The 26883-nt window shown below is 64.0% G+C and carries 30 protein-coding genes; 17 read left to right on the top strand and 13 right to left on the bottom strand.

Annotated features, from left to right (window positions below; translation table 11 throughout):
• Window positions 1-83: 83 nt before the first annotated feature.
• From QKW60_RS03250 to QKW60_RS03215, 8 genes are all read left to right on the top strand, one after another.
• Complete coding sequence (locus tag QKW60_RS03250) at window positions 84-1616, top strand: acyl-CoA carboxylase subunit beta (RefSeq protein ID WP_282366370.1); 1533 nt, start codon at window positions 84-86, stop codon at window positions 1614-1616.
• Between the two features lie 13 nt (window positions 1617-1629).
• Window positions 1630-2061, top strand: a complete 432-nt coding sequence (locus QKW60_RS03245) for a DUF6497 family protein (protein ID WP_282366367.1) — start codon at window positions 1630-1632, stop codon at window positions 2059-2061.
• A gap of 211 nt (window positions 2062-2272) precedes the next feature.
• Entirely contained in the window at window positions 2273-2401 is a 129-nt protein-coding gene (locus QKW60_RS03240) for a hypothetical protein (RefSeq protein ID WP_282366366.1), read from the top strand.
• 69 nt (window positions 2402-2470) lie between these two features.
• Complete coding sequence (locus tag QKW60_RS03235) at window positions 2471-2824, top strand: hypothetical protein (protein WP_282366365.1); 354 nt, start codon at window positions 2471-2473, stop codon at window positions 2822-2824.
• Between the two features lie 352 nt (window positions 2825-3176).
• Window positions 3177-3386: a hypothetical protein gene (locus QKW60_RS03230; protein ID WP_282366364.1), complete on the top strand. Its 210-nt coding sequence runs from the start codon at window positions 3177-3179 to the stop codon at window positions 3384-3386.
• Between the two features lie 78 nt (window positions 3387-3464).
• Entirely contained in the window at window positions 3465-3665 is a 201-nt protein-coding gene (locus QKW60_RS03225) for a hypothetical protein (protein WP_282366363.1), read from the top strand.
• 126 nt (window positions 3666-3791) lie between these two features.
• On the top strand, window positions 3792-5792 hold the full coding sequence (locus tag QKW60_RS03220) for an acetyl-CoA carboxylase biotin carboxylase subunit (RefSeq protein WP_282366362.1): 2001 nt from the start codon (window positions 3792-3794) through the stop codon (window positions 5790-5792).
• A gap of 65 nt (window positions 5793-5857) precedes the next feature.
• Window positions 5858-6688: a hypothetical protein gene (locus QKW60_RS03215; RefSeq protein ID WP_282366360.1), complete on the top strand. Its 831-nt coding sequence runs from the start codon at window positions 5858-5860 to the stop codon at window positions 6686-6688.
• Between the two features lie 7 nt (window positions 6689-6695).
• Here QKW60_RS03215 and QKW60_RS03210 read toward each other — a convergent pair whose 3' ends face one another.
• The gene (locus QKW60_RS03210) at window positions 6696-7142 is read right to left on the bottom strand and encodes a DUF4174 domain-containing protein (RefSeq protein ID WP_282366358.1); all 447 of its coding nucleotides are present in this window, start codon (window positions 7140-7142) and stop codon (window positions 6696-6698) included.
• A gap of 101 nt (window positions 7143-7243) precedes the next feature.
• On the opposite strand from QKW60_RS03210, the gene scpA reads away from it, so the two are divergent.
• The gene (gene scpA, locus QKW60_RS03205; protein WP_282366356.1) at window positions 7244-9376 is read left to right on the top strand and encodes a methylmalonyl-CoA mutase; all 2133 of its coding nucleotides are present in this window, start codon (window positions 7244-7246) and stop codon (window positions 9374-9376) included.
• A gap of 195 nt (window positions 9377-9571) precedes the next feature.
• Here scpA and QKW60_RS03200 read toward each other — a convergent pair whose 3' ends face one another.
• On the bottom strand, window positions 9572-9841 hold the full coding sequence (locus QKW60_RS03200; RefSeq protein ID WP_282366354.1) for a DksA/TraR family C4-type zinc finger protein: 270 nt from the start codon (window positions 9839-9841) through the stop codon (window positions 9572-9574).
• A gap of 75 nt (window positions 9842-9916) precedes the next feature.
• Window positions 9917-11116: a Na+/H+ antiporter NhaA gene (nhaA, locus tag QKW60_RS03195; RefSeq protein ID WP_282366353.1), complete on the bottom strand. Its 1200-nt coding sequence runs from the start codon at window positions 11114-11116 to the stop codon at window positions 9917-9919.
• Window positions 11117-11258: 142 nt separating this feature from the next.
• Between nhaA and QKW60_RS03190 the strand changes: the two genes are divergently transcribed.
• From QKW60_RS03190 to QKW60_RS03180, 3 genes are all read left to right on the top strand, one after another.
• Window positions 11259-11864: a VOC family protein gene (locus tag QKW60_RS03190; protein WP_282366352.1), complete on the top strand. Its 606-nt coding sequence runs from the start codon at window positions 11259-11261 to the stop codon at window positions 11862-11864.
• Window positions 11861-12361, top strand: a complete 501-nt coding sequence (locus QKW60_RS03185; RefSeq protein ID WP_282366351.1) for a GNAT family N-acetyltransferase — start codon at window positions 11861-11863, stop codon at window positions 12359-12361. The genes QKW60_RS03190 and QKW60_RS03185 overlap by 4 nt, the downstream gene beginning before the upstream one ends.
• 107 nt (window positions 12362-12468) lie before the next feature.
• Window positions 12469-13068, top strand: a complete 600-nt coding sequence (locus QKW60_RS03180) for a rhodanese-like domain-containing protein (RefSeq protein WP_282366350.1) — start codon at window positions 12469-12471, stop codon at window positions 13066-13068.
• Window positions 13069-13080: 12 nt separating this feature from the next.
• On the opposite strand, the gene QKW60_RS03175 is transcribed toward QKW60_RS03180, so the two are convergent.
• Window positions 13081-13743: a pyridoxamine 5'-phosphate oxidase family protein gene (locus QKW60_RS03175; protein WP_282366349.1), complete on the bottom strand. Its 663-nt coding sequence runs from the start codon at window positions 13741-13743 to the stop codon at window positions 13081-13083.
• Window positions 13744-13818: 75 nt separating this feature from the next.
• On the opposite strand from QKW60_RS03175, the gene pdxR reads away from it, so the two are divergent.
• Window positions 13819-15252 (top strand): MocR-like pyridoxine biosynthesis transcription factor PdxR, encoded by a 1434-nt coding sequence (gene pdxR, locus QKW60_RS03170; RefSeq protein WP_282366348.1) that lies wholly within the window; start codon window positions 13819-13821, stop codon window positions 15250-15252.
• Here the strand turns inward: pdxR and QKW60_RS03165 are convergent.
• The 3 genes from QKW60_RS03165 to QKW60_RS03155 form a co-directional block, all read right to left on the bottom strand.
• A complete protein-coding gene (locus QKW60_RS03165) occupies window positions 15249-15710 on the bottom strand; it encodes a hypothetical protein (protein ID WP_282366347.1) in 462 nt (153 codons plus the stop codon). The genes pdxR and QKW60_RS03165 overlap by 4 nt on opposite strands.
• 54 nt (window positions 15711-15764) lie before the next feature.
• Window positions 15765-16661, bottom strand: coding sequence for a DMT family transporter (locus QKW60_RS03160; RefSeq protein ID WP_282366346.1), 897 nt, complete (start codon window positions 16659-16661; stop codon window positions 15765-15767).
• Window positions 16662-16728: 67 nt separating this feature from the next.
• Entirely contained in the window at window positions 16729-17661 is a 933-nt protein-coding gene (locus QKW60_RS03155) for a LysR substrate-binding domain-containing protein (protein ID WP_282366345.1), read from the bottom strand.
• Between the two features lie 104 nt (window positions 17662-17765).
• On the opposite strand from QKW60_RS03155, the gene QKW60_RS03150 reads away from it, so the two are divergent.
• The gene (locus QKW60_RS03150) at window positions 17766-18212 is read left to right on the top strand and encodes a cupin domain-containing protein (protein ID WP_282366344.1); all 447 of its coding nucleotides are present in this window, start codon (window positions 17766-17768) and stop codon (window positions 18210-18212) included.
• Here QKW60_RS03150 and QKW60_RS03145 read toward each other — a convergent pair.
• Together QKW60_RS03145 and QKW60_RS03140 are read right to left on the bottom strand one after the other, a co-directional pair.
• Complete coding sequence (locus tag QKW60_RS03145; protein ID WP_282366342.1) at window positions 18152-18589, bottom strand: OB-fold nucleic acid binding domain-containing protein; 438 nt, start codon at window positions 18587-18589, stop codon at window positions 18152-18154. The two genes, QKW60_RS03150 and QKW60_RS03145, sit on opposite strands and share 61 nt — an antisense overlap.
• Window positions 18590-18629: 40 nt before the next feature.
• A complete protein-coding gene (locus tag QKW60_RS03140; protein WP_282366340.1) occupies window positions 18630-19235 on the bottom strand; it encodes a sulfotransferase family protein in 606 nt (201 codons plus the stop codon).
• A gap of 115 nt (window positions 19236-19350) precedes the next feature.
• Between QKW60_RS03140 and QKW60_RS03135 the strand changes: the two genes are divergently transcribed.
• Both QKW60_RS03135 and QKW60_RS03130 read left to right on the top strand, forming a co-directional pair.
• On the top strand, window positions 19351-19674 hold the full coding sequence (locus tag QKW60_RS03135) for a 2Fe-2S iron-sulfur cluster-binding protein (protein WP_282366338.1): 324 nt from the start codon (window positions 19351-19353) through the stop codon (window positions 19672-19674).
• Window positions 19674-20372: an FG-GAP repeat domain-containing protein gene (locus QKW60_RS03130; RefSeq protein WP_282366336.1), complete on the top strand. Its 699-nt coding sequence runs from the start codon at window positions 19674-19676 to the stop codon at window positions 20370-20372. The genes QKW60_RS03135 and QKW60_RS03130 overlap by 1 nt, the downstream gene beginning before the upstream one ends.
• A gap of 94 nt (window positions 20373-20466) precedes the next feature.
• On the opposite strand, the gene purD is transcribed toward QKW60_RS03130, so the two are convergent.
• Window positions 20467-21729 carry a phosphoribosylamine--glycine ligase gene (gene purD, locus QKW60_RS03125; protein ID WP_282366334.1) on the bottom strand — a complete coding sequence of 421 codons (1263 nt, stop codon included), beginning with the start codon at window positions 21727-21729 and terminating at the stop codon, window positions 20467-20469.
• Between the two features lie 69 nt (window positions 21730-21798).
• Here purD and xseA point away from each other — a divergent pair, with 69 nt between their 5' ends.
• Window positions 21799-23301 (top strand): exodeoxyribonuclease VII large subunit, encoded by a 1503-nt coding sequence (gene xseA / locus QKW60_RS03120; protein WP_282366333.1) that lies wholly within the window; start codon window positions 21799-21801, stop codon window positions 23299-23301.
• A 42-nt stretch (window positions 23302-23343) separates the two neighbouring features.
• Here xseA and QKW60_RS03115 read toward each other — a convergent pair whose 3' ends face one another.
• From QKW60_RS03115 to QKW60_RS03105, 3 genes are all read right to left on the bottom strand, one after another.
• On the bottom strand, window positions 23344-24717 hold the full coding sequence (locus QKW60_RS03115; RefSeq protein WP_282366331.1) for an aspartate aminotransferase family protein: 1374 nt from the start codon (window positions 24715-24717) through the stop codon (window positions 23344-23346).
• 14 nt (window positions 24718-24731) lie between these two features.
• The gene (locus QKW60_RS03110; RefSeq protein WP_282366329.1) at window positions 24732-26207 is read right to left on the bottom strand and encodes an NAD-dependent succinate-semialdehyde dehydrogenase; all 1476 of its coding nucleotides are present in this window, start codon (window positions 26205-26207) and stop codon (window positions 24732-24734) included.
• Between the two features lie 192 nt (window positions 26208-26399).
• Window positions 26400-26882 carry an Lrp/AsnC family transcriptional regulator gene (locus QKW60_RS03105; protein WP_263741432.1) on the bottom strand — a complete coding sequence of 161 codons (483 nt, stop codon included), beginning with the start codon at window positions 26880-26882 and terminating at the stop codon, window positions 26400-26402.
• Window position 26883 lies beyond the last annotated feature (1 nt).

Here is a 26883-nt window from a genome sequence, read left to right as displayed (position 1 = left end):
CATTAATGTTGCAAATTTTCGCAAATCCGCTTTGCGCGAAGCGGTGCGCAGGCTAGGTTGCCAGCGACTTGGAGGGCGACATCATGAAAGACATCCTTGAACAGTTGGAATCGCGCCGCAACACGGCCCGGCTCGGCGGAGGCCAGCGCCGTATCGATGCGCAGCACGCACGGGGCAAGCTGACTGCGCGCGAACGGATCGAACTTCTGCTCGACGAAGGCTCGTTCGAGGAATTCGACATGTTCGTCGCCCATCGCTGCACCGATTTCGGGATGGAAAAGGATCGGCCTTCGGGTGACGGTGTCGTCACCGGCTGGGGCACGATCAATGGCCGCATGGTCTATGTCTTTTCCCAGGATTTCACCGTCTTCGGCGGTTCGCTGTCAGAAACCCATGCGCAAAAGATCTGCAAAATCATGGACATGGCGATGCAGAACGGCGCGCCGGTCATCGGTATCAACGATTCCGGTGGTGCGCGCATTCAGGAAGGCGTCGCCTCGCTTGCCGGTTATGCCGAGGTCTTTCAGCGCAACATAATGGCCTCGGGCGTAGTCCCTCAGATCAGCCTGATCATGGGGCCTTGCGCCGGTGGCGCGGTCTACTCCCCCGCGATGACCGACTTCATCTTCATGGTGAAGGACACGTCTTACATGTTCGTTACGGGCCCTGATGTCGTAAAAACCGTGACGAATGAGGTGGTGACGGCCGAGGAACTGGGCGGCGCGTCGACGCATACCAAGAAATCCTCTGTCGCCGATGGTGCGTTCGAGAACGATGTCGAGGCGCTCGTTGAGGTCCGTAGGCTGGTCGATTTCCTGCCGCTCAACAACCGCGACAAGGCGCCGACGCGGCCCTTCTTCGACGACGTCGCGCGGATGGAAGACAGCCTCGACACACTTATCCCCGACAACCCGAACCAGCCCTATGACATGAAGGAACTGATCCAGAAGGTCGCGGATGAGGGCGATTTTTACGAGATCCAGAAGGATTACGCGGGCAATATCATCACCGGCTTCATCCGGCTTGAGGGGCAGACCGTGGGTGTTGTCGCCAACCAGCCACTGGTGCTGGCGGGCTGTCTGGACATCGACAGCAGCCGCAAGGCCGCGCGCTTTGTGCGCTTCTGCGATGCGTTTGAAATTCCGATCCTGACGCTGGTTGACGTGCCGGGCTTCCTGCCGGGCACCAGCCAGGAATATGGCGGCGTCATCAAGCACGGGGCAAAACTGCTCTTTGCATATGGCGAGGCGACGGTGCCAAAGGTCACGGTGATCACCCGCAAGGCCTATGGCGGCGCCTATGACGTTATGGCGTCGAAACACCTGCGCGGTGACTTCAACTATGCCTGGCCAACGGCAGAAATCGCGGTGATGGGCGCCAAGGGTGCGACGGAAATCCTGTATCGGTCTGAGTTGGACGATAAAGAGAAGATTGCGGCGCGGACAAAGGACTATGAGGACCGATTTGCCAACCCCTTCGTGGCCGCCGAAAAGGGTTTTATCGATGAAGTGATCATGCCGCATTCGACGCGCAAGCGGGTGGCGCGGGCCTTCGCGTCTCTGAGGACGAAGAGGCTGTCCAACCCTTGGAAAAAGCACGACAATATTCCGCTTTGAGCCGATGAGGGGGATGCTGCGTTGGATCATTGCAGGGTTTGCGGGCATGGCCGCTGTGGCCATATGGATGCTGTTTCGACCGGTGCCGGAGGCGCCAGTCGCGACTGGCGGGCTGCCGGTGCCGTCCGGACAGGTCGTGACCTATCTCGATACGATTCAGACAGCGCCCGGTTCGCAAGGCTTGACTATCCGTTTCCGCTTCGTCGCCCCCGCGATTGCCAGAGCGGGCGGAACGGTGACGGCAGAGGCCGCACAGGAGGATATGGAGTGGCTTTGTCAGCACTACGCGCTGCCGCGTTTGCCAACGACCGGCCCCGTACCGGAACAAGTGGTGATTTCGCTGTCGGACAGGCCCGTGGAATTTGGCGCGCCAGCCCCCGAAGCAACACAATTTTTCGAGGCCTTCAGCGTCGAGGACGCCACATGTTATTGGGAGGCGTTCTGATGAAACCACAACAGGTTGTGTCTGTAGGCGGATACCTGCCCAAAAGTGATGCGGGCCTGCCACAATTCGTGAACTTGACTATGGCGCGATGGGCCAGGAATGTGGCATGCACTATGATTATCGCAGGTGGCCGCAGGGCCGCCGAACTTGAAAAACTGTGGCGGCTCAATACGGAAGACCGTTCGCCCGCCCATCTGAGCAGGAGTTACAGATGTCCTATAAAGTGCTTCTCGCATGCGCCCTCGTCGCTTTCGCGGCTGCTTGCGCCCAGCAGGAAGAAGTTGTCGTCGAGCAGCCGGTTTCGGAAGAGCCCGTCTTCACCGGCAAGTACGGCAGCTAATGCTTTCGGGTCGATCCGCCTTGGCGGATCGACCCCTCCAGCCCCGCACCTTCTCCCGGAGGGTGTGGCATGCTGAAACATCGCGGCTTTCCGGGCCGCCTTCCGGGCACCGATTTTCAGTTCACAATCCGGCGCGGCAACCCCAAGGGTGTCACCCGACTCATCGCGCGCGAACGCTTTCGCGACCGTGGCGCGGTCGACCGTCGTGCCGACCTGGGCTTTATGGCGGCCCTTTGGGAACATTTTGGCGAAGAACCCTTTGAGCGCGGCAATCTCGACGCCGGTCGGCTGAGCTGGCTTTTCGGTCGCGAAGTGATTCCGGCGGAAGATGATTTTGACCCAGAGAGTTACGAAGCGTTGCTCAGAATCGATCTGGCCAAGGCCAAAGCCGCCTTTCCTGAAGCTTTTGGTGAGGGCGAATAGGCATGTTTTTGCGCAACCATTGGGCGTTTGGGCGCGATCCCGCCGATAGTTTCCCATACGGAAACTTTGGGTTTGCCATGGACGTTTTGAGCGCACATGCTGAGTGTGGGGCGTCACCCTACAGCAAGCATAACGCCCCGATTTGTCAAAACCGTTACCCTTCCCCTTCTCTACGGCCTGGCCCTTCAGGGGTCAGGCCACTTTTCTCGTGTATGCAAGGTTGTGGAGCCGGCGCTTCAGGCCGTCGGCAATGCCCTGCCGAAGCCCGGAAATCACGTCGAATTCACTTTTACGTCCCCGCGTTTTCGCTAGACTCCGCGCATAAAACAAACCTTGCTGGAGGAAGAGCAGAATGCGTATTTCCAAGATCATTCTCGGCCTGGTCGCTGCGGCGGCGCTGGCCGGGTGCATGCAGACCGATGGCGAACGGGCGCTGGCCGGTGCCGCAGCCGGTGCGCTTATCGCTGATGCAACAGACAACAGTGTCGTCACCGGTGCGGCCATCGGTGCGGCCGGCGGCGCGGTTTGCGACGACGTGGGTCTTTGCCAGCGCAGCTACTGACGTTATTGCCTATCAAGGCGGTCTGACAGAGCCTGACCGGGCACTTGTCACGACCCTGAACTGCGGAGAAACAACTACATGTCGATCAGAACCATTCTTGCGGCGGCAGTCGCCACTTTCGCCCTCTCGGCCTGCCTTGACACGGACACGGAGCGCGGCCTCGCCGGTGCTGCCGGTGGCGCGGTCGTGGCCGATGCGTTTGGCGGCAACGCCCTTACCGGCGCGGTCGTCGGCGGCGCGGCTGGCGTCTTCTGCGACGACGTCGGCGTCTGTAACTGATTACCTGATCCGGGCTGCTTCTGCGGCCCACGATGCCATCAATCGGACCACCGTGGCCCCGTGCCGCGGTGGTCTTTTGTTTTGCACGACCGGGACCAACCCGGCGCGGCCTGAAGGGGGACAATAATGTTCAAGAAGATCCTGATCGCGAACCGGGGCGAGATCGCCTGCCGCGTCATCAAATCGGCCCGCAAGATGGGCATTCAGACGGTGGCCGTCTATTCCGACGCCGACCGCAACGCGCTGCACGTGAAGATGGCTGACGAGGCCGTTCATATCGGCCCGCCGCCCGCCAATCAGTCCTATATCGTGATCGACAAGATCATGGACGCGATCCGCCAGACCGGTGCGGAGGCAGTGCATCCCGGTTATGGCTTCCTGTCGGAAAACATGAAATTCGCCGAGGCTTTGGAGAAGGAAGGCGTCGTGTTCGTCGGCCCGCCGTCACCGGCGATCGAGGCGATGGGTGACAAGATCACCTCGAAGAAACTGGCGCAGGAGGCCAATGTCTCCACCGTGCCGGGCTATATGGGGCTCATTGAGGACGCGGATGAGGCGGTGAAGATCTCGGGCGAGATCGGCTATCCGGTGATGATCAAGGCCTCGGCCGGGGGCGGCGGCAAGGGAATGCGCATCGCCTGGAATGATGAGGAGGCGCGTGACGGCTTCCAATCCTCGAAGAACGAGGCCGCGAACTCCTTCGGCGACGACCGCATCTTCATCGAGAAGTTCGTGACCCAGCCGCGCCATATCGAGATTCAGGTGCTGGCCGACAAGCACGGTAACTGCGTTTACCTGCATGAACGCGAATGCTCGATCCAGCGGCGGAACCAGAAGGTCATCGAAGAGGCGCCAAGTCCCTTCCTTGATGAGGCGACCCGCAAGGCGATGGGTGAACAGGCCTGCGCGCTTGCCAAGGCCGTGGGCTACACGAGCGCCGGGACCGTGGAATTCATCGTCGACGGCGACAAGAATTTCTACTTCCTTGAGATGAATACCCGTTTGCAGGTGGAGCATCCCGTTACCGAACTCATCACCGGCGTGGACCTTGTGGAGCAGATGATCCGCGTGGCGGATGGCGAAAAGCTGCCCTTTACGCAGAAGGACCTGAAGATCAACGGCTGGGCCATCGAAAGCCGCCTTTACGCCGAGGACCCGTATCGCAACTTCCTGCCCTCCATCGGGCGCCTGACCCGCTACCGCCCACCGGTTGAGGCGGCCACTTCGACGGGCGTCGTGCGCAACGATACCGGCGTCTATGAGGGCGGCGAGATCAGCATGTATTACGACCCGATGATCGCCAAGCTCTGCACCTGGGCACCGACCCGGGGCGAGGCGATTGAGGGGATGCGCGTCGCACTCGATACGTTCGAAGTGGAGGGGATCGGGCATAACCTGCCGTTTTGTTCGGCGGTGATGGATCATCCGAAATTCGTCTCGGGCGACATGACGACGGCCTTCATCGCCGAGGAGTTCCCCGATGGGTTCAACGGCGTGACGCTTTCGGAAGGCCAGTTGCGCCGGGTTGCGGCCTGTGCCGCCGCGATGAACCGGGTGGCCGAGATCCGCCGCACCCGCATCACCGGGCGGCTTGGCAACCATGAACGCCATGTCGGCGACGACTGGGTGGTGGTCCTTCAGGGCGAAGAGATTGCGGTGAAAGTTGCCGCCGACCGTGATGGTGCAACGGTGCATTTCGCTGATGGCGTTGCCCATCGCGTGACATCGGATTGGACGCCGGGCCAGTCGCTGGCGCGGTTGGAGGTGGATGGCGAGCCGGTCGTCCTGAAGGTCGACAAGATCCCGGCGGGTCAGCGTATCCGCACACGCGGAGCCGACCTGAAGGTCTATGTCCGCACCCCGCGTCAGGCCGAGCTTGCGCGGCTGATGCCGGAAAAACTGCCGCCCGACACGTCGAAATTTCTTCTGTGCCCCATGCCCGGCCTGATCGTGAAGATCAGCGTCGAGGAAGGGCAGGAGGTGCAGGAAGGTCAGGCGCTGGCCACCGTCGAGGCGATGAAGATGGAAAACATCCTGCGCGCCGAAAAGAAGGGCGTCGTCAAAAAGATCAACGCGGCGGCAGGCGCGAGCCTCAAGGTCGATGATGTGATCATGGAATTCGAATAAGCGGGGCGCGGCGAAGGTTGGACTACATCCTGCATATCGGCGCACACCGGACCGGGACGACGGCCATGCAGCAGTTGTTCGTCCGCCATCAGGCGCGGCTTCGTCAGGCAGGCGTCGCATTCTGGGGGCCCGATGTCATGCGCTCGGCCGGGCTGAAGGATTTCGTTTCCAGTCACGTTGCGGGGCAGGCGCCCCTTACCGGCCTGGCGAATGCGCGTGCCGCGCTGGCCCTTCATGTCCGGACAGCCCATGGCTGCGGGAAGGTTGTGATCAGTGATGAGAACCTCGCCGGTGCCATGCGGGTCAACTATGCCCAAGCCGCGCTTTATCCCGATGCACTGGTCCGCCTGTCCGCTGTGGCCGAGCTTGTGCCCGAGCAACCCTCTGCGATCTTCGTCACGATCCGTGATTTCGCCGGTTACTGGCGATCGGTTCACGCCCATCTTGCCTTGAGGGGCGTGGTCCGGGGCAGCATCGACAGCACACGGCTGGCGGCGTCAGAGGGCAATAGCTGGCTGCCTTTCCTGCGGGCGGTTCGGACTGTCTTTGCCGATACTCCGATCAATGTGATGCACTATGAAAATGCGATAGTGGGGCGGCTGAGTGCGGCCATGTTGGGACACATGCTCACGGTGGATATGCAGGCCGGGACGACGGGTAACGCCTCGCTCGGGCCTGAGGCTTTGGCCGATATCGCGGCAGTGCCAGCGGGGCCTGCGCGTACCGCAAGGATCGCCGCGCACAGAAAGGCAGCAAAACCGCTCAACAATCCCTTTTCGGCTGCTGAGACGGCACGTCTTTCCACCGCCTATGAGTCGGATTGGGCCGCGTTGCGGAAAGGTGAGATCACCGGCGTCACAGCGGAACCCGAATTCGCAGCGGAGGGTGTGGAATGAGCAGCGCCTACCCACCCGAACCACGCCTCTGGTCGAGGATTTCCTGCCGACGCAGCGGGAACTTGTCGATCGCCCGCACGATCTCGCGCACGCTCCATGGGAGCGGTTTGCGCAGCTTCACGTCGCCGTCCTTGTCCAGCAACACGATGGAAAAGCCGCGCGGACGCAGCTTGCGGCGGGCTTCGGACAGGGTGGCGGGATCGGTGTCGGTCAGGATGACGACATCGCGCTTGAGCAATTCACCGGGGTCCTCGGCGAGGTATCTCAACTGGGTCTGGAATGCGGGGTCGTTCGGGCTGTCGGCAAAGACGACGATCGGCCGTTTGAGCCAGAGCAGGTCGGCCAGCGTCACTTCGGTCGCCGGAACCGGCTCCAGAACGGTTGCGGCGGGGTCATCCGCCAGCGCGGCCGGTGCGAGACAGAGGGTCAGGATCAGGGCGATGGCGGATTTCATGTGATCTCCTTTGCCTCAGATATAGGTGAAACAGACGGATCACCAAAGGGTTATGCCGAAGCCCATGGCGGCTTTTCGGCGATGGACGAAAGGAAAGTGGAATGACGGACGCGATCGGGGCCTGGCGCAAGCTGGCAGAGAAGGAACTGAGGGGCGAGACCCCGGACAGCCTGACCTGGGATACTTTGGAGGGCATTGCCGTCAAGCCGCTCTATACTGGGGCGGATACCGAGGGGCTGGACCATATGGGCACGCTGCCCGGCATCGCGCCCTTCACCCGGGGCCCCCGCGCCACGATGTATGCGGGCCGACCCTGGACGATCCGGCAATATGCCGGGTTTTCGACCGCCGAGGAAAGCAATGCCTTCTACCGCCGCAACCTCGCCGCCGGGCAGCAAGGCGTCTCGGTCGCCTTCGACCTTGCAACCCATCGCGGCTATGACAGCGACCACCCCCGCGTTGTGGGCGATGTCGGCAAGGCGGGCGTGGCCATCGACTCGGTCGAGGACATGAAGATCCTTTTCGACGGCATTCCCCTGGAAAAGATCAGCGTTTCCATGACGATGAACGGCGCGGTGATCCCGATCCTTGCCAGTTTCATCGTCGCGGGCGAGGAGCAGGGCGTGGACCGGGCGCTTCTGTCGGGCACGATCCAGAACGACATCCTCAAGGAATTCATGGTGCGGAACACCTATGTGTACCCGCCCGAACCTTCGATGCGGATCGTCGCCGACATCATCGAATACACCGCGTCCGAGATGCCGAAATTCAACTCCATCTCCATCTCCGGCTACCACATGCAGGAGGCGGGCGCGAACCTTGTGCAGGAACTCGCCTATACCTTGGCCGACGGGCGTGAATATGTCCGCGCCGCCATCGCGCGAGGCATGGATGTGGATGCCTTTGCCGGGCGGCTGAGCTTCTTCTTCGCCATCGGCATGAACTTCTTCATGGAGGCCGCGAAGCTCCGCGCCGCGCGGATGCTGTGGCACCGGATCATGTCGGAGTTCAATCCGAAGAAACCGGGCTCGTCGATGCTGCGCACCCATTGCCAGACCTCGGGCGTCAGCTTGCAGGAACAGGACCCCTACAACAACGTCATCCGCACGGCCTATGAGGCGATGAGTGCGGTTCTGGGCGGCACCCAGTCGCTGCATACAAACGCGCTCGATGAGGCTATCGCGCTGCCGACGGATTTCTCGGCCCGGATCGCGCGGAATACCCAGTTGATCCTGCAAGAAGAAACGGGTGTGACGAAGGTCATCGACCCCCTAGCGGGCTCCTACTATGTCGAGAGCCTGACGGCCGAACTGGCTGAGAAGGCCTGGGCGCTGATCGAGGAAGTCGAGACGATGGGCGGCATGACCAAGGCCGTCGCCTCCGGTATGCCGAAGCTGCGGATCGAGGAAAGTGCGGCCCGGCGACAGGCGATGATCGACCGGGGCGAGGAGGTCGTGGTCGGCGTCAACAAGTACCGCAAGGACAATGAGGACCCGATCGACATTCTCGATGTCGACAACATGAAGGTGCGCGACGCCCAGATCGCGCGGCTGGAACGCATCCGGGGAACCCGCGATCAGGCGGCCTGCGACGCGGCTTTGGCCGAGTTGGAGCGGCGCGCGGGCGAGGGCGGCAACCTCTTGGAAGCGGCTGTGGAGGCCGCGCGGGCACGGGCATCCGTAGGAGAAATCAGCATGGCGATGGAAAAGGTGTTCGGCCGTCATCGGGCCGAGGTGAAGACGCTCGCTGGGGTCTATGGCGCGGCCTATGAGGGCGATGAGGGCTTTGCCGCGATCCAGAAGGATGTCGAGGCCTTCGCCGAGGAAGAGGGCCGCCGCCCCCGGATGCTGGTCGTCAAGATGGGGCAGGACGGCCACGACCGGGGCGCCAAGGTCATCGCCACCGCCTTCGCCGATATCGGGTTCGACGTGGATGTCGGGCCGCTCTTCCAGACGCCGGAGGAGGCCGCGCAGGATGCGGTCGACAATGACGTGCATGTGATCGGCATCTCGTCTCAGGCGGCGGGCCACAAGACGCTTGCGCCAAAGCTGATCGAGGCGCTGGAGGCCGCGGGCGCGGGCGACATCATCGTCATCTGCGGCGGGGTCATCCCGCAGCAGGATTACGACTTCCTGAAGAAGGCCGGCGTCAAGGCGATCTTCGGGCCGGGCACGAATATCCCGGCAGCGGCAAAGGACATCCTCGGCCTGATCCGCGCGGCGCGGGGGGGGTGACCAAGGGGCGAAGGGAAAACCCGCCCGGAATCAAGGCGCGCGGAACGTGCGCCGCCGGGCAGCGCCCGACCGCCCCCTGGGCGGGCGCTCCTGCAACGTTTCACCCTGAACTGCCGTCCGATGTGGTGGCGCGATAAAGTGCCCGACACTGATGTGACTGCGCCCACCCGCGGTCGGGCGCTGCCCGGTACGCACCTACTTCAACTGGCTGTCCTTCGAGCCGCGCCGGTTGATACCGCCGCGCAAGGTCGGGCGGGCGTCGCGTTCGTTCTGGCAGTCGACGCATAGCTTGACACCCGGAATGGCCTGCCGCCGCCGTTCGGGGATGGCTTCGCCGCACTCGGCGCATTCGGCAAGGCTCTCGCCCTCGGGCCGCCGCCGCGCCTTCATGCGCTTCAGCTCATCCTCAATCGAGGCGTCGATCTGTTCGTTCACCGCACCGTCGCGCGCCCAACCGCCTGCCATGGCATGGCCTCCAATCCTGAAAGCGAGCCTAGAATCAGGCGCGGCGGCTGGTCAACCGGCCACCGCGCCGCGCCGCTATTCGGCCACCGCCGGAGTTGTGCTTTCGCTATCCTCCTGATCTGCGGGTGAAAAGCGCAGGACCGCATAGCCGATGATCGCCGAGATCGCCGATCCCGCCAGAACCCCCAACCGCACCGCGTTCATATGCGCCTGATCATCAAAGCTTAGCCCGCCGATGAAAAGCGACATGGTGAAGCCGATCCCGGCAAGACAGGAAAGCCCGTAGATATGCGCCCAGGTCACCGCATGGGGCAACCGCGCCCAGCCTGCCCGCACCACGAGCCAGGTCGCGCCGAACACACCCAGCTGCTTGCCGATCACCAGACCGGCGGCGATGCCCATCGGCAGGGGCGCGAAGAGGTCGGCAAAGGTCAGGCCCTGCAACACGACACCGGCATTGGCGAAGGCAAAGACCGGCACGATCAGGAAGAGAACATAGGGCGACAGCGCGTGTTCCAGCGCATGCAGCGGTGATTTGCCGTATTTGTCCTTGAGCGGGATGAAGAAGGCCGTGACCACGCCCGCAAGCGTCGCATGGACGCCGGATTTCAGCACCAGAACCCACAGCACGGTTCCGAGCAGGATGAAGGGTGCGATGCGGTGCGCCCCCGCACGATTGAGCAGGAACAGGCCGGCAAGCGGCAAAAGCGCTACATAGAGGTAATCGACATGCAGTTCCTTGGTGTAGAAAAGCGCGATGATCAGGATCGCGCCAAGGTCATCAAGGATCGCCAGTGTCAGCAGGAAGATCTTCAGCGCGGCGGGAACCCGTTTGCCCAGCAGCGCCAGAACGCCGACCGCGAAGGCGATGTCGGTTGCCGCGGGGATCGCCCAGCCACCGCGCGTGACAGGATCGGAGAAGTTGAAGGCCAGAAAGACCAGGGCGGGCAGCGCCATGCCGCCCACCGCCGCCATGCCCGGCAACATCACGTCGCGCGGGTTCTTCAGCTTGCCCTCGACCATCTCGTGCTTCAGTTCCAGCCCGATCAGGAAGAAGAAGATCGCCATCAGCCCGTCATTGATCCACAGGATCAGCGGCTTCGACAGGCCTTCCCCATCCAGCAGGATCGAGAATTTCTTCAGAAGCAACTCGTGGTAGCCGCCCGACAGGGCGGAATTCGCGACGATCAGCGCCAGTAGGGCCGAGGCCATGAGAAGGACGCCCCCGGCGGCGTCATGGCGGAAGAAGCGGTCAAGGGCGCGCGCAAGGCTCATTCATCAATCCCGATTGTTTTCGTTATCTTTGGGGTCCAGATGGGGCCTTATTAGCAGCTTTCAAGTTTTCGTGTTCCGATTTCGGCACTTGCGGGGGCGAATGGTGCCTCTAGGATGCCGCTCAGGCGGCAGGAGGGGCCAGATGGCGGCATTCGACCATATCGCGGTTTCGGCTGAAACGCTTGAGGCTGGCGTGGCCCATGTCGAGGAAATCCTGGGCGTTTCGCTGGAAGTGGGTGGAAAACACCCGCATATGGGCACCCACAACCGGCTCCTGAGCCTTGGGTCCGGGGAGTACTTCGAGGTCATCGCAATCGACCCCGACGCGACGAAGCCCGCCCATCCGCGCTGGTTTGCGCTGGATGATTTCGCGGGCGTGCCACGATTGACGAACTGGATCGTAAGGGTCGACGATCTCAACGCCGCCCTTGCCGGAGCGCCGAGAGGCGCGGGGCGGCCGACCGATCTGGCGCGGGGCGATTTCCGCTGGCGCTTCGCGGTGCCGGAGGACGGGTATCTGCCCTATGACAACTCTTTTCCGGCACTGATCGAATGGCAAAGCGCGCATCCCGCCGACCGTCTGACCGACAGCGGATGCCGCCTCATCCGGCTGGAGATTGCGCATCCCGAAGCGGAGGCTCTTGGCGCCGCGCTGCCGCTGTCCGATCCGCGCATCGTTGTGGTCCCGGGGGCAAAGGAGATGCGCGCCACAATCGCCACACCGCATGGGGAAAGGGTGCTGACATGAATATCCGCCCGGCTTGCGATGCCGATATTCCCGCGCTCATCGCCCTCTGGAACCCGGTGATCCGCGACACGACGATTACCTTCTCAAGCGAGGAGAAGACGCCCGAAAGCCTCGCCCGGATCATCGACGAGCGGCGCGCGGCTGGGCGCGAGTTCCTGCTGGCCGAGGAGGCCGGGCAGCTCATGGGCTTTGCGACCTATGCCCAGTTTCGGGGCGGCAACGGCTATGCCCATGCGATGGAGCATACGATCGTTCTGGCGCCGGAAGCGCGGGGCAGGGGGGCAGGCCGGGCCCTGATGGCGCGGATTGAGGATCACGCCCGCGCCGGTGGCGCCCATACGCTCTTTGCCGGAATATCGGGCGAAAATCCGGACGGTGTCGCCTTTCATACCCGGATGGGCTTTGCCCATGTCGCGCGGCTACCCGAGGCTGGGCGAAAGTTCGGGCGCTGGCTGGACCTCGTCCTGATGGTGAAAGTCTTCCCCACGCGCGAATGACGCTGCGCCAATTGTCGCAGTTCGGGCCAATGCAGCGGGTGGACTTGCGTGACAGGGACCCGGCAGGCAATGTGAAGACATATTCAATAAGATGAATGAGGTGTGTCATGCTGCGTCAGGGAATTGCCGGAGCGGTTGTTTTGATATGGGCCGCCGTCGCCACTGCCGGGGCGCAGCAGGTCAAGGTCGGGATCGGCCCCGACCGTCCCTCTGTCACGGTCGTCACCGAAGAGGGGCCGGTAACGATCACCCGGAACCAGGATACCGGCGCGGTGCTTGAGGGCGACTGGGCGCTGACCTCACGCGAATGCCCGCCTTTCTGCATCCAACCGATGGTGCCGGCAGACGGGGTCACGCCGATCGGGGAGTTGGAACTTCTCGACCTTCTGGAAGGCGGCGAAGCCGTGGTCATCGATAGCCGAACCCCGGACTGGTTCAGCGGCGGCACCATCCCCGGTGCCATCAACATACCCTATACCGAAATCGCCGACAGGCTGGGTGACCTCGGCTGCGAGCCGGATTTCGATGGATGGGACTGCGCCGGTGCGAAGGAGGTCGCGCTCTTTTGCAACGGGCTCTGGTGCGGGCAGTCGCCATCAGCGATCCGGGTGATGGTCGGGCTCGGCTATCCGGCCGAACGCATTCGTTACTATCGCGGCGGAATGCAAAGCTGGCGGCTTCTCGGTCTGACGGTGATCTCGCCCTGATCCCGAAACGCGTTAACGGGCGAACCGGACGCGCGCCTCGGCGAAAGAGGGTGGTTCGGCCATCCCCTCGGGCGTGTGACCGTCGGGCACACCCCGGCCAAGAGCGGTGGTGATGGGCAGGACCCCGCCCCAGAGACCGAGCAACAGGTCGACGTCGTCATCCACGGGTGGGCCGGAGCGGATCTTGGCGCTTGCCGCTTCGATATGAAGGGCCAGCACGCCGGTCGCCTTGTCTTCCTGCGGGGTTATGGGCCGCACCTCCTCATACCGCCCCGGCAGCAGGTGTTCGGTGATCAGTTGCAGCGCCCGGTCGCGTTCGGCGCGGTCGGTGACGATATGGGCGGTGCCATGAATGACGACTGAGCGGTAATTGACCGAATGGTGAAAGGCCGAGCGCGCGGCGACGATTCCGTCAAGGATCGTCACTGTGAGGCAGGCCTTCAGACCGTCCGTTCTGTTCATCGCCCGGGTCTTAGTCGCGCCATGCAGATAGACCACGTCACCGTCGCGGGCATAGGCCATCGGGATCACCATCGGCCGGTCTTCCGCCACGAAGCCGAAATGACCGACGAGCCCGGCATCGAGGATCGGGTCGATCCGCGCGCGGTCATAGCTTGCCCGCTTGGGATTGCGGACACGGTTGTAGGCGGGCTGGGGCGGGGTCTTGCGCGGCATGGCTCTCTCTTTCGCTTGTGCTCGTGGCATAGCAGTCGATATGGTTCCAAAGAAGCTCCAGTTCTGGAGATTATCATGGAACCAGTTTGGCGGCGGGCCATCGGCTGGACGGAGGGTGCGAAAGAGGGGGAGGGCGCGCTTGTCACCCGGCTCTACCGCGCCTTTGCTGCCGCGATCCGCGAGGGGCGGCTGGCCGATGGTCGCGCCTTGCCATCCTCGCGCAAGGCCGCCGAGGGGCTGGATGTGTCGCGAAATACGGTGATTGCCGCCTATGACCTCCTGCGCGCCGACGGATTGGTCGCGCTCCATCCGGGCCGGGCGCCGGTCGTCACATATCGTCCAGTTGCCGTGCCTGTGCCGGTCGCGGCCGCCGGGCCGGGATTGTCGACGCGAGGCGCGGCCCTCTCGGCGCCTGCGCGGGACCGTGGCCCGGCCACCCTTGTGATGGCGCCGGGCTGCCCGGACGAGACGGAGTTTCCCGGCGAACTCTGGGGGCGGGCCCTGCGCCGTGCCGCGCGGCATCGCCACGGGGCCAGCTTTGGATATGGCGACTTTCACGGGCTCGCCGCGCTCCGCGCCGAACTGGTCGAGCGGCTGGCCATGGATCGCGGCATGACGGTGGATGCGGATCAGATACTGGTTCTGCCGGGCACGCAGGCGGCGCTGACGCTGGCCGCCACCGCGCTGGCCGATCCCGGCCAGACAGCGGCGATTGAGGAGCCGGGCTATTTCGGGGCGCGGGCGGCATTTCTTGGGGCCGGGCTGCGCCTGCAGCCGCTGCCGGTAGACGATCAGGGGGCCGACCCGTCCGCGCTGACCGCTATGCGCGATTTGCGGCTGATCTACCTGACGCCATCGAACCAGTTCCCGCTTGGCGCCCGGCTGCCGCTTGGCCGCCGACAGGCCATTCTCGCCGCTGCAAGCGCGGTGGGGGCTGTGGTGCTGGAGGACGACTATGACGGTGAGTTTCAGTGGCGCGGGCAGGAGATTGCGGCGATGCAGGCCGAGGCAAAGGCGGGCGAGGTCATCTATCTCGGCACGGCGGCAAAGGCATTGATGCCCGGCCTCAGGCTAAGCTGGATGGTGCTGCCCCCGGCACTGGTCGCAGCGATGCGTGTGGCGCAACGCAACCTCGGCCTTGCGGCCAATCTGCACGCGCAGGCGGCCCTTGCCGATCTGATGCGGTCGGGCCAGTACCGCGCGCATCTGCGGCGCATCGCGCGGCTCAACCGCGAGCGGGGTGAGGCGTTGGTCGCCGCCTTGAAGGCGCGGCTTGGCAACCGGACTAGTGTGGCTCTGCCAGATGGCGGCGTGCAACTGGCGATACGGCTTGAGACGGGGTCAGAGGAAAGCGCCGCCCTCGCCGCGCTTGGACGGGCGGGATTCGGGGCTGCCGCCCTGTCAGGCTACAGTCTGACCGGAGGCCACCACGGCCTCGTGACCGGCTTTGCCGATGCCACAGCCGACCGGATTGAGCGTTTCGTCGCGACGATTGCCGCGGCGCTCTAGGCCACCTGTCCCAGCCATTTTCGCGCAGTTTCGGCGCAACGCCGGGTACTGGTGCCGGTCTGGTAGTAACCGGTCAGTGGCACAGGTTTCTCGCGCGAGCTGAATTGCAGGGCATTGCGCCACATGTCGTCGTTGCTTTGCAACAGGACACCATCCGGATCCAGATCGCTCAGCGGAAAGGTCTCGCTGCGAAATCCCCGCCAGTTGCGGCGGCGCAGCTCCACCGTACCGGCGCGCCGGTCGAGGATCAGCCAGACCCGCTCCACCGCGAAGGCGGTCAGCGTGAGGCAGCCAAGTGCTGAAGCCACCGCCGCGCCGGTCATCAAGAGGTTACCCTTCGACAAGGCGTCGATCACCCAGGCGGCACAGGACAAAGTCATGAAGACAAAACACAGCGCCCAGAACCAGGGCTTTTCCTCAAGGATCAGTTGGTCATCGCTTTGGGTCAGTATCCGCATGGGGCGCAGGATAGCGAAGATTGTGACATCGCAATGGCAGGGCGGTCGGACGGGTCAGATGTGTCCCGCAGGTGGCGTCCGGCTCCGCCGGCCGGTCGCCAGAATGTAAAGTGCGAGGCTGGTCACCACCACAGCGCCACCAAGCATCATAGGCACCGTCATTGCCTCTCCCGCCCCGGCCCAGACCCAGGCCGGGCCTAGAACGGTTTCGAGAAGCATCAGCAGGCTGACATTGGCGGGCTCGGTATGGCGTGAGGCATAGCTGAGCGCGAGGAAGGAGACGGGCAGGATCACCGCGCCTGTCACGGCGATGGCCCAGACATTGCCCGCGGCAAGCGTGCCGACCGGGGACAGGGCAAACCCGATCGTTCCGGCCATCAGCGCGCCGGTGCCGATGGTTGGCAGAAGCGGCAGGTCACGCGCCCGGCGCATCAGCACGAAGCCGAGCGCCAGCATCGCTGCCACGCCCAACCCCGCCAGAGCCCCCAGAAGCGAGGCGCGGTTGAAACCCAAACCCTCGGCCCCGTCGCCGAATACGGCGATCGCGATGCCGCCCATCACGGCCGCCATCGCAATCCACGTCGTACCGCGGGTCTGTTCGCCCGACAGCCAGCGCGACAGGAGGGCCGAAAAGACCGGCATCGTCGCCACGCCAAAAAGCACGATCGCGACCGGCGCATGCGCGATGCCGAGTGAAAAGAGGGTGCCATTCACCGCCTGACAACACATGACGCCGAAACCGGAGACGCACATCATCGCGCGAAGGTCGCGCCGCCGCGTCCGGGCCGTCACGAACCAGACGGCGATCAGAAGGCTGCCCATCAGCAAGCCCCGCCAGGCCAGCATGGCGAAACCCTCGAGTCCAGACCAACGCATGAACATCGTGTCCGGCGTCAGGATAAGCGCCCCGAAGGCGGCGAGGCCGAGGCCGAATAAGGGATGGCGTATCATGCGAGTTCCGGGGTGATTTGTCCTATGGCTAGGCGAGCGGAGCCCTGCTGTCCATGGTCCTGACGCGCTACTGCGCCGCCGTGAGCGGCATCAGCACGTTATCCTGCGCCGCGGCATCGAGCAGAATTTCCGTGAAAAGCCAGCTTCGGAACATGCGGATATGCATGTCGGTCGCCCGGTTCGCCACGTAGGCGAGTGAGTAGATGGTGCGGACCGGTGAGACAATATCGAAGATCTGGACCAGTTCGCCGCCGCGGATCAGGTCGATCAGCAGTTCGCGGTAGGCAAGCTCCACGCCGGTTCCACTTAAGGCCGCAGCCGTTGACAGTTCGCAATGGGAAAAGACCGGCCCGTGTTCCGGACAGGCCTCGGCGCAGCCGGCGGCGGCGAACCACTCAGCCCAGCCGTCATCCGTCTCGTCGCGCAATAGGACATGGCCGGCAAGGTCCGTCGGTGTTCTGAGTTCGGGATGCGCTGCACGATAGGCCAGGCTGCAGACGGGCGTGCGGGTCGAGGCAAAAAAGGGCTCTATCACCACGCCCTCAACCGGCGCATCGCCCCAGTGAATGATCACGTCAAGCGCGCCATTGCGAAAGTCGGTGGGCGGCAGCCCGGTTTCGATCTTCAGATCAATTTCGGGGCAAACGCTCATGAACCGTGGCAGTCGCGGGATCAGCCACCTTTTCGCGAACCACTCGGTCATCTTCAGCCGCAGCTGGCCACGCGCGGCATCGCCGGTGATCTCGCGCGTACTGGCGTCGATGTCATCAAGAAGCGGCCCGATGCGGGACAGGTAGCGCTGCCCGGCTTGGGTCAGGCGGACGGCCTGAGGACCGCGCGAAAACATCGGCCGACCGAGATAGGTTTCCAGCAGGCGGACCTGATGACTGATCGCCGAGGGAGAGACACACAACTCGTCTGCCGCCGCCTTGAAGCTGCCAAGCCGCGCCGCCGCCTCGAAGGCGCGCAGCGCGGGGAACGGCGGCAGCTTGCGTTTCATCGACGTGAATTTCCTTCAGCCCCGGGTGAAATCTCTTCGTTTGAAGGCGCTCCGGCTTCGATTTTACGCTGAATGAAGGAAATTCGCAAAATCAGGGGGAACAAATGACCGAGCGTAACCGCAACACGGAAGGCCGGAGCATCGGTTTTGTCCCGGCGACCGGATGTGTCATCTTTGGTCTGGTTGCCGGAGCGGCGCTTGCGCAGATGTCCGGCCCGACCGAGCATCAGGGCCTGACCGTCGACAAGCTTGGCGTGATCGAGGAGGAGATGCTGCGGCGTCAGACCGGGCTCGAGGGCTATTTCATGCAGCTTCGTGCCATTACCATCGCGCCGGGCGGCCAGATCGCCGAGCATTCGCACGAAAAACGCCCGGGCCTCGTCAAGATCATCGCCGGGGCGACGGTCGAAGGCCGCGCGACGGGCGAGACGGAGTTTTCAGAGGATGGCGCGGACGCGATCATCGAGGATGGCGATACGGTGCACTGGTTCTATAACCGCACCGACGCCCCCGCGACGGCGATCGTCTGCGATCTGACGCCGGTCTCCTGATCCGTTCGATCATGGCTGGGCGTCGGCGGTGCGAGCAGGTCGTCGAGCATATCGGTGATGTCCTCGATTGTCTCGGCGACGATATGGACGACCTCCGATTCGCGCTGAAGCCGCCCGGTCACGCGTAAAAGCCGCCCGGCCACGACCGCGCGGCGGAAGCGCTGGAAGACCTTCTGCCAGACGACGACATTGGCCACCCCGGTCTCATCCTCCAGCGTGACAAAGACCACCCCTTTCGCGGTGCCCGGCCGCTGCCGCACCAGCACCAGCCCCGCCACGGTGACCCGCGCCCCCGAAGGCGGTTCGTTCAGCCGCGCATGCGGCAGGGCGGCAGGTGGGCGCGGCCAGTCTTTCCGAGGGGTGTAGTCGCTCAACATGAGAACAATAGTAGAACATTATGGGGATGCCGCAATCCTGTTATCGCTTTTCGGCCGCTTCGACCGCAGCGTGGAAATCATCGCTCGCATTGCGCCTCGGGAAAGGCGCATCCGGCACGGGCAGGTCCAGATGCCGGCACAGAGGCTCCCATCCGGACCCGACAGGATAGATCAAAAGCCGCTCCGGCGATATCGTCGCCTTCACCTCCTCGACATGGGCTTCATAGGTCGCGATGGCATGGTCGCGGTCGCCAAGACGCCCGCCGAACACGCGTTCGGCAAGTATCGCCGCGCCGAGCGAGTCGGGATTTCCAGCATCAATGACGGTCAGGATCGTGCGTTCGAAACTGGCCCACCAGCTTTCCGCCGTCCGCCAGGTCAGGATAACCTTGGCCTCCGGGTAGAACTCCGCCAGTTCGCGCCAGTAAGCCGCCGAAGGCCAATCCACGCAGGACGCAAATCCCCTGAATATTTCCGGCCAGTCCGGTGCAGCCCCGCGCACCAGCGCCAGCCACATCTTTCGCTGCCTGTCATCCGGCAGAACCTCGAACATATGGTGGCAGGGGCCCACCCCCAGTGTGTTCAGCGCCTCGCGCATCGAATCCGTCCCCGTCCGGCCGAACCCGGCCCCGATCACTTTCAGCATGTTCCCCTCACCCTTGCAGAATTTCCACAGGTTAACACGGAAATGCCAAAGGGGTGGAGCATGTCGCACGGAGCGGCTAGATACGCAGAAACTCCGAACGGGATGGAACGAGTCGATGGCCAAGATCACCTATGTCGAATTCAACGGAACCGAGCATGTCGTCGATGTGGCGAACGGGCTCACGGTGATGGAGGGCGCGCGCGACAACGGCATTCCGGGAATCGAGGCCGATTGCGGCGGCGCCTGCGCCTGTTCGACCTGTCATGTCTATGTCGATCCGGCCTGGGTGGAAAAGCTGCCCGCCAAGGACGCGATGGAAGAGGACATGCTGGATTTCGCCTATGAGCCCGACCCGGCCCGCTCGCGCCTGACCTGCCAGCTGAAAGTCTCGGACGCGCTGGACGGTCTGAAGGTCTTCATGCCGGAAAAGCAGATCTGATGGTTCTCCGATCGGTGCTTGTTGCAGCCCTGATGGCTGTGGCCGGTGCCGCGCAGGCGCAGATTGTCGCCGCGCGCTACGACGATCCAACCATGCGCTACGACCACGGCGTGCTCGGTGACGCGGTGGAATACGGGGCGCTTGTTTTGAAGGTGAAGACAGGGCCCTCGCGCCGTATCACCCTGCCGCCGTCGCGCGTCTTCGAAGACATCGCCCCCCGCCTCGCCGATGTCGATGGCGATGGCGCACCCGAAGTGATAACCGTTGAATCGGATCTGCAGGCTGGCGCCCGCCTCGCCATCTACGACGAAGAGGGGCTCGTCGCGGCCACACCCTTTATCGGCCGCCGCCACCGCTGGCTTGCGCCTGTCGGCGAGGCCGACCTCGACGGTGACGGTGCGGTGGAGATCGTCTATATCGACCGTCCGCACCTTGCGAAGACGCTGCGGGTGTGGCGCTTCAGCGCCGGTCGCCTGACCGAGATCGCATCGCGCGATGGCCTGACCAACCACAGGATCGGCGATCCGTTCATTCAGGGCCGCATAGCCACCTGCGCCGGTCGCCTGACCATCCTCACAGCCAATGCCGACTGGACCCGGATTACCGGCACGACGCTCGCGGATGGCAAACTCAAGAGCCGTGACATCGCACCGTATGAGGGACAGTCGAGCTTCGACCGGGTTGTCAACTGCAACTGACCACCGGTTCACTTTCTGTCTGAAAATACTCCGGAGGGGTCCGGGGAGGCAGCGCCTCCCCGGCGGGTCGGCCCGCCGAAGGCGGGACGAAACTCTAAAGTGCCCGCCAGCCGATATCGCGGCGGCAGAATCCGCCGGGCCAGTCGATCCGGTCGACCATCGCATAGGCCCGGTCCCGCGCTTCGGAAAGCGTCGTTCCCCGCGCGGTGACGTTCAGCACGCGGCCACCCGAGGCCACGACCGACCCGTCGCGTTCCACCGTTCCGGCATGAAAGACCATGTGCGACGAATCTTCGGGCAGCTCCTCCAGCCCCCGGATCTGCGAGCCCTTGGCATAAGCCCCGGGATAGCCGTTGGCGGCCATCACCACGGTCAGCGCGTGATCTTCGGCCCAGTTGACCTGCACTTCACCCAGCCGCCCTTCGGCACAGGCATGGATCAGATCGAAGGCCTGCGCACCCAGCCGCATCATCAGGACCTGACATTCCGGGTCGCCGAAACGCACATTGTATTCAACGAGCCGCGCCTGCCCGTCCAGGATCATCAGCCCGGCATAAAGTACGCCCTGAAACGGCGTGCCGCGCCGGGCCATCTCGGCCACGGTCGGACGCACGATCTGATCCATCGCCTGCGCCATGACCGCGTCCGACAGGACGGGTGCGGGCGAATAGGCGCCCATCCCCCCGGTATTCGGCCCGGTATCGCCGTCGCCAACCCGCTTGTGGTCCTGCGCGGTGCCGACGGCGAGCACATCCGTGCCATCGCAAAGGACGAAGAGTGAGGCTTCTTCGCCCTCCATGAACTCCTCGATCACCACCTCGGCGCCCGCGTCGCCGAACTCGCCCCCGAACATGTCATCAAGCGCGGCCAAAGCTTCCTCGACCGTCATCGCCACGATCACGCCCTTGCCGGCGGCCAGACCGTCGGCCTTGACCACGATCGGGGTACCCTCGGCCCGGACATAAGCCGCTGCGGCGGCCTTTTCGCTGAAGCGCGCGTAACCTGCCGTGGGTGCCTTCGCCGCGTCGCAGATTTCCTTGGTGAACCCTTTTGACGCCTCCAGCCGCGCCGCCTCGGCCGAAGGACCGAAGGTCAGGATGCCTGCCGCGCGCAGGGCATCGGCCACACCTGCCGCCAAGGGAGCTTCCGGGCCCACGATGACGAAATCGACCGCGTTTTCCTCGGCAAAGCTCACCACTGCTGTCCCGTCCATGATGTCGAGATCAGCGCATTCGGCCAGCATCGCGATCCCGGCATTGCCCGGCGCCACGATCAGCCGGTCGCATTTGGGGTTCTGCTTCACCGCCCAGGCCAGCGCATGTTCCCGACCACCGCCGCCCAGAATGAGAATATTCATCGCCGTCCCCCGCTTGGCCTCGCTTGCCGGGCGTTCTAAGGTCGGGGACCAGAGGATACAAGCAGGCCCATGGACATCTTTGAAGACAGCGCCCCGGGCGGCAATGCCCATGAATTCACCGTCTCGGAAATCTCCGGCGCGGTGAAGCGTATGATCGAGGGCGAGTTCGGTCATGTCCGCGTTCGGGGCGAGATCGGCCGCGTCTCGCGGCCCGCCTCGGGGCATCTCTATTTCGATCTGAAGGACGACCGCGCGGTCATCGCCGCCGTCTCGTGGAAGGGACAGGCGGCACGGTTGTCGGTTCGGCCGGAAGAGGGGATGGAGGTGATCGCCACGGGTCGCCTCACCACTTTCCCGGGCCAGTCAAAATACCAGCTGATCGTCGAGGATATCGCGCCTGCGGGCATGGGTGCCCTGATGCTGATGCTGGAAAAACGCAAGGCGGCGCTTGCGGCGGAGGGGCTTTTTGCGCCGGACCGCAAGAAGCCGATCCCCTATTTGCCCGAGGTCATCGGCGTCGTCACCTCGCCCTCGGGCGCCGTGATCCGCGATATCCTGCACCGGTTGCGCGACCGCTTTCCCCGTAAGGTCCTGATCTGGCCCGTCGCGGTTCAGGGGGAGAAATGCGCCCCTGAGGTTGCAGCCGCGATCCGGGGATTCAACGCGCTGACACCCGTCGGGTCGGTGCCACGTCCCGACCTGATCATCGTGGCGCGCGGTGGCGGCTCGCTGGAAGACCTCTGGGGCTTCAATGAGGAAGTGGTCGTTCGCGCGGCCGCCGACAGCGCCATCCCCCTGATCTCGGCTGTGGGCCACGAAACCGACACGACACTCATCGATCACGCGGCCGATTACCGCGCGCCGACCCCCACAGCGGCGGCGGAAAAGGCGGTGCCGGTGCGGCTGGAACTTCTGAGCTGGACCGCCGATCAGGGCGCGCGTCTTTCCCGCGCGTTGACCCAGCGCCTCGATCAACGCCGCCAGCGGCTTGCCGACCTTTCCCGCGCCTTGGGACGGCCGGAGACGCTTTTGGACCCGGCAAGGCAGGGCCTCGACCAGTGGTCCGACCGGCTTGGCCCGGCACTCCATGCCGCCGCCACCCGCAAACGCGCGGGTTTCAACACGGTCGCCGGGCGGCTGCATCCCGCCACACTTACCGGCCTCATTGCCCGTGAGCGTCGGCATTTCACCACCTTCGCCGAGCGCCTCGCCCCCGCGCTGGCCCGCCTGACCCGCGATGCGGACCGAGAAAACAGTCGCCGCCGCGCCGACCTCGATACAATCACCCAGCGTCTCGCCGCTGCTCAGCGCCAGCGCCTTGATGCGCTGATCGAACGGTTGGCGGCAACCGACCGCATTCGGCAGACACTCGGCTATACCGAAACACTGAAACGCGGCTATGCGGTGATCCGGGCCGAAGGCGCAGTCGTCACGACGAAAGCTGCGGCTGAAAGCGCCGCCGCCCTCGATATCGAGTTCTACGACGGCAAATTGCCTGTACTTGCAGGCAGCCCAACGAAACCGAAACGCCAGAAATCCGACCCACCGCCCGATCAGGGCAGTCTCTTCTAGCCACTTTCAGCCTCTGCCTTCTGGCTGCCTGCTTCCGCCGGATCAGCCAAGAACGGTTTTTACCGCCCGCGCAGTCGCCGCGACGACCGTATCGGCTTCGGCCTTGGTCAGGCAGAAGGGCGGCGCGAAGCCGAGGATGTCGCCCTGCGGCATGGCCCGCGCGATGACCTTGTCCTGCGCCAGAAGCGTGGCCGAAATCTGCGGGCCGATCTTCTTTGCGGGGTCGAAGAAACCGCGCCCGGCCTTGTCCTCGACGAACTCGACCGAGCAGAGCATGCCCTCGCCGCGGATATCGCCGACATGGGGATGATCGGCCAGCGCCTCGGCCATGGTCTTTTTCAGATAGGCCCCGACCTCACCTGCGTTCTGCACGAGGTTCAGATCGTCGATGAGCTGAAGGTTCGCGACCCCCGCCGCCGCGCCGATCGGGTGGGCGGAGTAGGTCCAGCCATGGCCGATGGGGCCGTTTTCGTCCGTACCCTGTTCCAGCACCTTCCAGACCCGGTCCGAGACAATGGAGCCCGATAGCGGCGCATAGGCCGAAGTCAGGCCCTTGGCGATGGTGATGATATCGGCCTCGATCCCGTAGTGATCCGACCCGAACATGGTGCCGAGACGGCCAAAGCCGGTCACGACCTCATCCACGATCAGCAGGATATCGTGCTTTTTCAGCACTTTCTGGATCGCCGCCCAGTAGCCTGCGGGCGGCGGCACGATGCCTCCCGTACCCAGAACCGGTTCGCCGATGAAGGCGGCAATGGTGTCCGCGCCTTCGCGCTCGATCAGAGCCTCAAGCTCGGCCACGCAATGGGCCACGAAATCGGCCTCGGATTGGGCGAGGTCCTTGCGCCGGTAGTAATAGGGCGCCTCGGTATGGATGACCTGCGCCAGCGGCAGGTCGAACTTCTTGTGGAACAGTTCCAGCCCGGTCAGCGAGCCGGTCACGAGGCCAGAGCCGTGATAGCCGCGCCAGCGCGAGATGATCTTTTTCTTCTCGGGCCGTCCGAGGACGTTGTTGAAATACCAGACGAGCTTGACGTTCGTCTCGTTCGCGTCGGACCCGCCGAGCCCGAAATAGACCTTGGACATGTTCGACGGCGCCCGGTCGAGGATCATCTTGGCGAGCGTGATCGAGGCCTCGGTGCCGTGGCCGACATAGGAGTGGTAATAGGCCAGTTCCTTTGCCTGCGCGGCAATCGCCTCGGCGATCTCCTGTCGCCCGTAGCCCACGTTCACGCAATAGAGCCCGGCGAACGCGTCCAGAAGGCGGTTGCCGTCCCGATCCTCGATATGCACGCCCGAGGCGGTCTTGATCACCCGGCTCGGGCTTTCGCCGCGCGCATGTTGGGCAAGATGGGTCGAAGGGTGAAAAAAGTTCTCGCGGTCCCAGCGGTCGATTTGGTCATTCGTCAGCATCGGTCTTTCCCTTCTCATGCCCAGTTACGGCAGACGTACTTGATTTCGGTGAATTCCTCCATGCCCAGACGCGATCCCTCGCGGCCGAGGCCGGATTGTTTCATGCCCCCGAAGGGGATCGGCGCGCCGGTCACCTTGGTCCGGTTGACTGCGACCATGCCGAACTGAAGCGCACGGCTTGCACGGTAGATGCGGCGCGGGTCCTGCGTGTGGACATAGGCGACCAGCCCGTATTCAGTGTCGTTGGCGCGGGTCAGCGCCTCCTCTTCGGTATCAAAAGGCACGATGGCGGCGACGGGACCGAAGGTTTCTTCGTGCAGGATCGCGGCATCGGCGGGCACGTCGGTCAGGACGGTCGGCTCATAGAAGAGCGGGCCGAGCGGATGGCGCTTGCCGCCGCAGGCGAGCGTCGCGCCCTTGGACAGCGCGTCCGCAACCTGCTCTTCCTGCTTGGCGACAGCCTTTTCGTTCATCAGCGGACCGATATCGCGATCCTCCAGCCCCGGCCCGATGGAAAGGCTTTGCGTCGCTGCCGTGAAGCTGCGGCAGAACGCGTCATAAACAGGGCGCTCGACGAATATCCGGTTCGCGCCAAGGCAATCCTGCCCGGAGGTGGCGAATTTCGCCTTGATGGCCTCGGCCACCGCGATCTCAAGATTGGCATCCGCGAACACGAGGACCGGCGCGTGGCCGCCAAGCTCCATCACCAGACGCTTTACCGTTGTCGCAGACTGACGGTAGAGCAACCGGCCGATCTCGGTCGAGCCGGTGAACGACAGGACACGCACACGCGGGTCTTCGGTCCACGGCCCGACGATCTCGGGGGCGTCGCCGGTGACGACGTTGAAGACGCCTGCGGGAAGGCCAGCGCGGGCGGCCAGTTCGGCCAGTGCCAGCGCTGACAGCGGCGTTTCGGCCGAGGGATGCGCGACGATTGTGCAGCCTGCGGCCAGCGCGGCGGCGGCCTTGCGGGTCAGCATGGCGGCGGGGAAGTTCCACGGCGTGATGAGGGCGGCCACCCCGGCTGGTTCGCGCCAGACCTCCACCTCCGCATCGGCAAGGTGCGAGGTGACGCCTTCGACATTCGGGCGTTTGGACTCTTCGGCATAGAACTCCACGAAGGAGGCGGCGTAGTCGATTTCCCCGCGCGCCTCGGAAAGCGGTTTGCCCTGCTCGGCGACCATGATCCGCGCAAGCTCTTCGCGGTGGGCCGTGATCAGGTTGAACCATTGCCGCAGAAGGTGCGACCGGTCCTGCGGCAGGCGCGCGGCCCAGGACGGAAAGGCGCGGGCAGCCGCATCGACTGCCCTAATCGCGTCAGCCCCTGTCAGCTTCGACACGCTGGCGACGACCTGTCCGGTGGCAGGATCGGTGACGGGAAAGGTCGCGCCGTCGCGGGCCTCTATCCACTGGCCGCCGACATAGGAGGAGGTTCGCAGGAGGGATGTGTCCGCCCGCAGGTCAGTGCCGATGGCGCTTATGTCGTTCATCTTCGGTGCTCCGCAGTTTCCAGCCGACGTCAACCGTGTGCCGGTCAGGCTTACGGAGGGCAGTATCGCCCGGGAGCGGGTGGGACCGGGTCTGAATTTCCCGGTTCTGGCAGACGATTCATCTGAAATCGGTTGCAATTTCAGTCAAACTTTTGGGTCGGTTTGTTCTAGGGTTCTGCCGGGCGGCCGGGGTCAGCCGAGCCCTTCGACCAGAGCTTCGATGGGCGGCACCGAGGGCCCCTTGACCGGTTTGGTCACGACATAGGTGAAATAGCGGGCGATGCGGGCATCGCCGTTCAGAAGGTCGTCGATGAAGTGCTGATAGGCGTCGATATCACGGGTGACGATCTGCAAAAGGTAGTCGAATCCGCCCCCCAGCGCCCAGCAGGCGGTGATCTCGTCATGGCGGCGGGTGGTTTCTTCGAAGTCGCGCTGCGCCTTGGCGCCGTGATCGGCGAGTTCGACGGTGACGAAGACGGTCACGTTGGGGCCGAGCTTTCTGAGCGAGATGGCCGCGTGATAGCCTTCGATGATCCCCGCCTTTTCAAGGCGTTTCAGCCGTTCCCAGCAGGGTGTGGGGGACAGGTTGATGCGTGACGCGAGTTCAGCCTTGGTGATGCGGCCCTCTGTCGAGAGAACCTTCAGTATGGCGATATCCCGCCTGTCGAGTTTCAGC

Source organism: Albidovulum aestuarii (assembly GCF_029961185.1).
Taxonomy (GTDB): Bacteria; Pseudomonadota; Alphaproteobacteria; order Rhodobacterales; family Rhodobacteraceae; genus Albidovulum; species Albidovulum aestuarii.
This window is presented reverse-complemented; position numbering and strand designations above follow the sequence as displayed.

Excerpts from the sequence above, each read along its gene's own strand:
- QKW60_RS03155 (WP_282366345.1), bottom strand. The coding sequence starts at position 17,661 with ATGAAACGCAAGCTGCCGCCGTTCCCCGCGCTGCGCGCCTTCGAGGCG.
- nhaA (WP_282366353.1), bottom strand. The coding sequence starts at position 11,116 with ATGAGCCTTGCGCGCGCCCTTGACCGCTTCTTCCGCCATGACGCCGCC.
- QKW60_RS03210 (WP_282366358.1), bottom strand. The coding sequence starts at position 7,142 with ATGAAATCCGCCATCGCCCTGATCCTGACCCTCTGTCTCGCACCGGCC.
- QKW60_RS03235 (WP_282366365.1), top strand. The coding sequence starts at position 2,471 with ATGCTGAAACATCGCGGCTTTCCGGGCCGCCTTCCGGGCACCGATTTT.
- QKW60_RS03220 (WP_282366362.1), top strand. The coding sequence starts at position 3,792 with ATGTTCAAGAAGATCCTGATCGCGAACCGGGGCGAGATCGCCTGCCGC.
- QKW60_RS03145 (WP_282366342.1), bottom strand. The coding sequence starts at position 18,589 with ATGTTGAGCGACTACACCCCTCGGAAAGACTGGCCGCGCCCACCTGCC.
- QKW60_RS03245 (WP_282366367.1), top strand. The coding sequence starts at position 1,630 with ATGCTGCGTTGGATCATTGCAGGGTTTGCGGGCATGGCCGCTGTGGCC.
- QKW60_RS03215 (WP_282366360.1), top strand. The coding sequence starts at position 5,858 with ATGCAGCAGTTGTTCGTCCGCCATCAGGCGCGGCTTCGTCAGGCAGGC.
- QKW60_RS03130 (WP_282366336.1), top strand. The coding sequence starts at position 19,674 with ATGGTTCTCCGATCGGTGCTTGTTGCAGCCCTGATGGCTGTGGCCGGT.
- purD (WP_282366334.1), bottom strand. The coding sequence starts at position 21,729 with ATGAATATTCTCATTCTGGGCGGCGGTGGTCGGGAACATGCGCTGGCC.
- xseA (WP_282366333.1), top strand. The coding sequence starts at position 21,799 with ATGGACATCTTTGAAGACAGCGCCCCGGGCGGCAATGCCCATGAATTC.
- QKW60_RS03110 (WP_282366329.1), bottom strand. The coding sequence starts at position 26,207 with ATGAACGACATAAGCGCCATCGGCACTGACCTGCGGGCGGACACATCC.
- QKW60_RS03250 (WP_282366370.1), top strand. The coding sequence starts at position 84 with ATGAAAGACATCCTTGAACAGTTGGAATCGCGCCGCAACACGGCCCGG.
- QKW60_RS03160 (WP_282366346.1), bottom strand. The coding sequence starts at position 16,661 with ATGATACGCCATCCCTTATTCGGCCTCGGCCTCGCCGCCTTCGGGGCG.
- scpA (WP_282366356.1), top strand. The coding sequence starts at position 7,244 with ATGACGGACGCGATCGGGGCCTGGCGCAAGCTGGCAGAGAAGGAACTG.
- QKW60_RS03200 (WP_282366354.1), bottom strand. The coding sequence starts at position 9,841 with ATGGCAGGCGGTTGGGCGCGCGACGGTGCGGTGAACGAACAGATCGAC.
- QKW60_RS03150 (WP_282366344.1), top strand. The coding sequence starts at position 17,766 with ATGACCGAGCGTAACCGCAACACGGAAGGCCGGAGCATCGGTTTTGTC.
- QKW60_RS03180 (WP_282366350.1), top strand. The coding sequence starts at position 12,469 with ATGCTGCGTCAGGGAATTGCCGGAGCGGTTGTTTTGATATGGGCCGCC.
- QKW60_RS03135 (WP_282366338.1), top strand. The coding sequence starts at position 19,351 with ATGGCCAAGATCACCTATGTCGAATTCAACGGAACCGAGCATGTCGTC.
- QKW60_RS03230 (WP_282366364.1), top strand. The coding sequence starts at position 3,177 with ATGCGTATTTCCAAGATCATTCTCGGCCTGGTCGCTGCGGCGGCGCTG.
- QKW60_RS03225 (WP_282366363.1), top strand. The coding sequence starts at position 3,465 with ATGTCGATCAGAACCATTCTTGCGGCGGCAGTCGCCACTTTCGCCCTC.
- QKW60_RS03165 (WP_282366347.1), bottom strand. The coding sequence starts at position 15,710 with ATGCGGATACTGACCCAAAGCGATGACCAACTGATCCTTGAGGAAAAG.
- QKW60_RS03185 (WP_282366351.1), top strand. The coding sequence starts at position 11,861 with ATGAATATCCGCCCGGCTTGCGATGCCGATATTCCCGCGCTCATCGCC.
- QKW60_RS03240 (WP_282366366.1), top strand. The coding sequence starts at position 2,273 with ATGTCCTATAAAGTGCTTCTCGCATGCGCCCTCGTCGCTTTCGCGGCT.
- QKW60_RS03115 (WP_282366331.1), bottom strand. The coding sequence starts at position 24,717 with ATGCTGACGAATGACCAAATCGACCGCTGGGACCGCGAGAACTTTTTT.
- QKW60_RS03190 (WP_282366352.1), top strand. The coding sequence starts at position 11,259 with ATGGCGGCATTCGACCATATCGCGGTTTCGGCTGAAACGCTTGAGGCT.
- QKW60_RS03140 (WP_282366340.1), bottom strand. The coding sequence starts at position 19,235 with ATGCTGAAAGTGATCGGGGCCGGGTTCGGCCGGACGGGGACGGATTCG.
- QKW60_RS03175 (WP_282366349.1), bottom strand. The coding sequence starts at position 13,743 with ATGCCGCGCAAGACCCCGCCCCAGCCCGCCTACAACCGTGTCCGCAAT.
- pdxR (WP_282366348.1), top strand. The coding sequence starts at position 13,819 with ATGGAACCAGTTTGGCGGCGGGCCATCGGCTGGACGGAGGGTGCGAAA.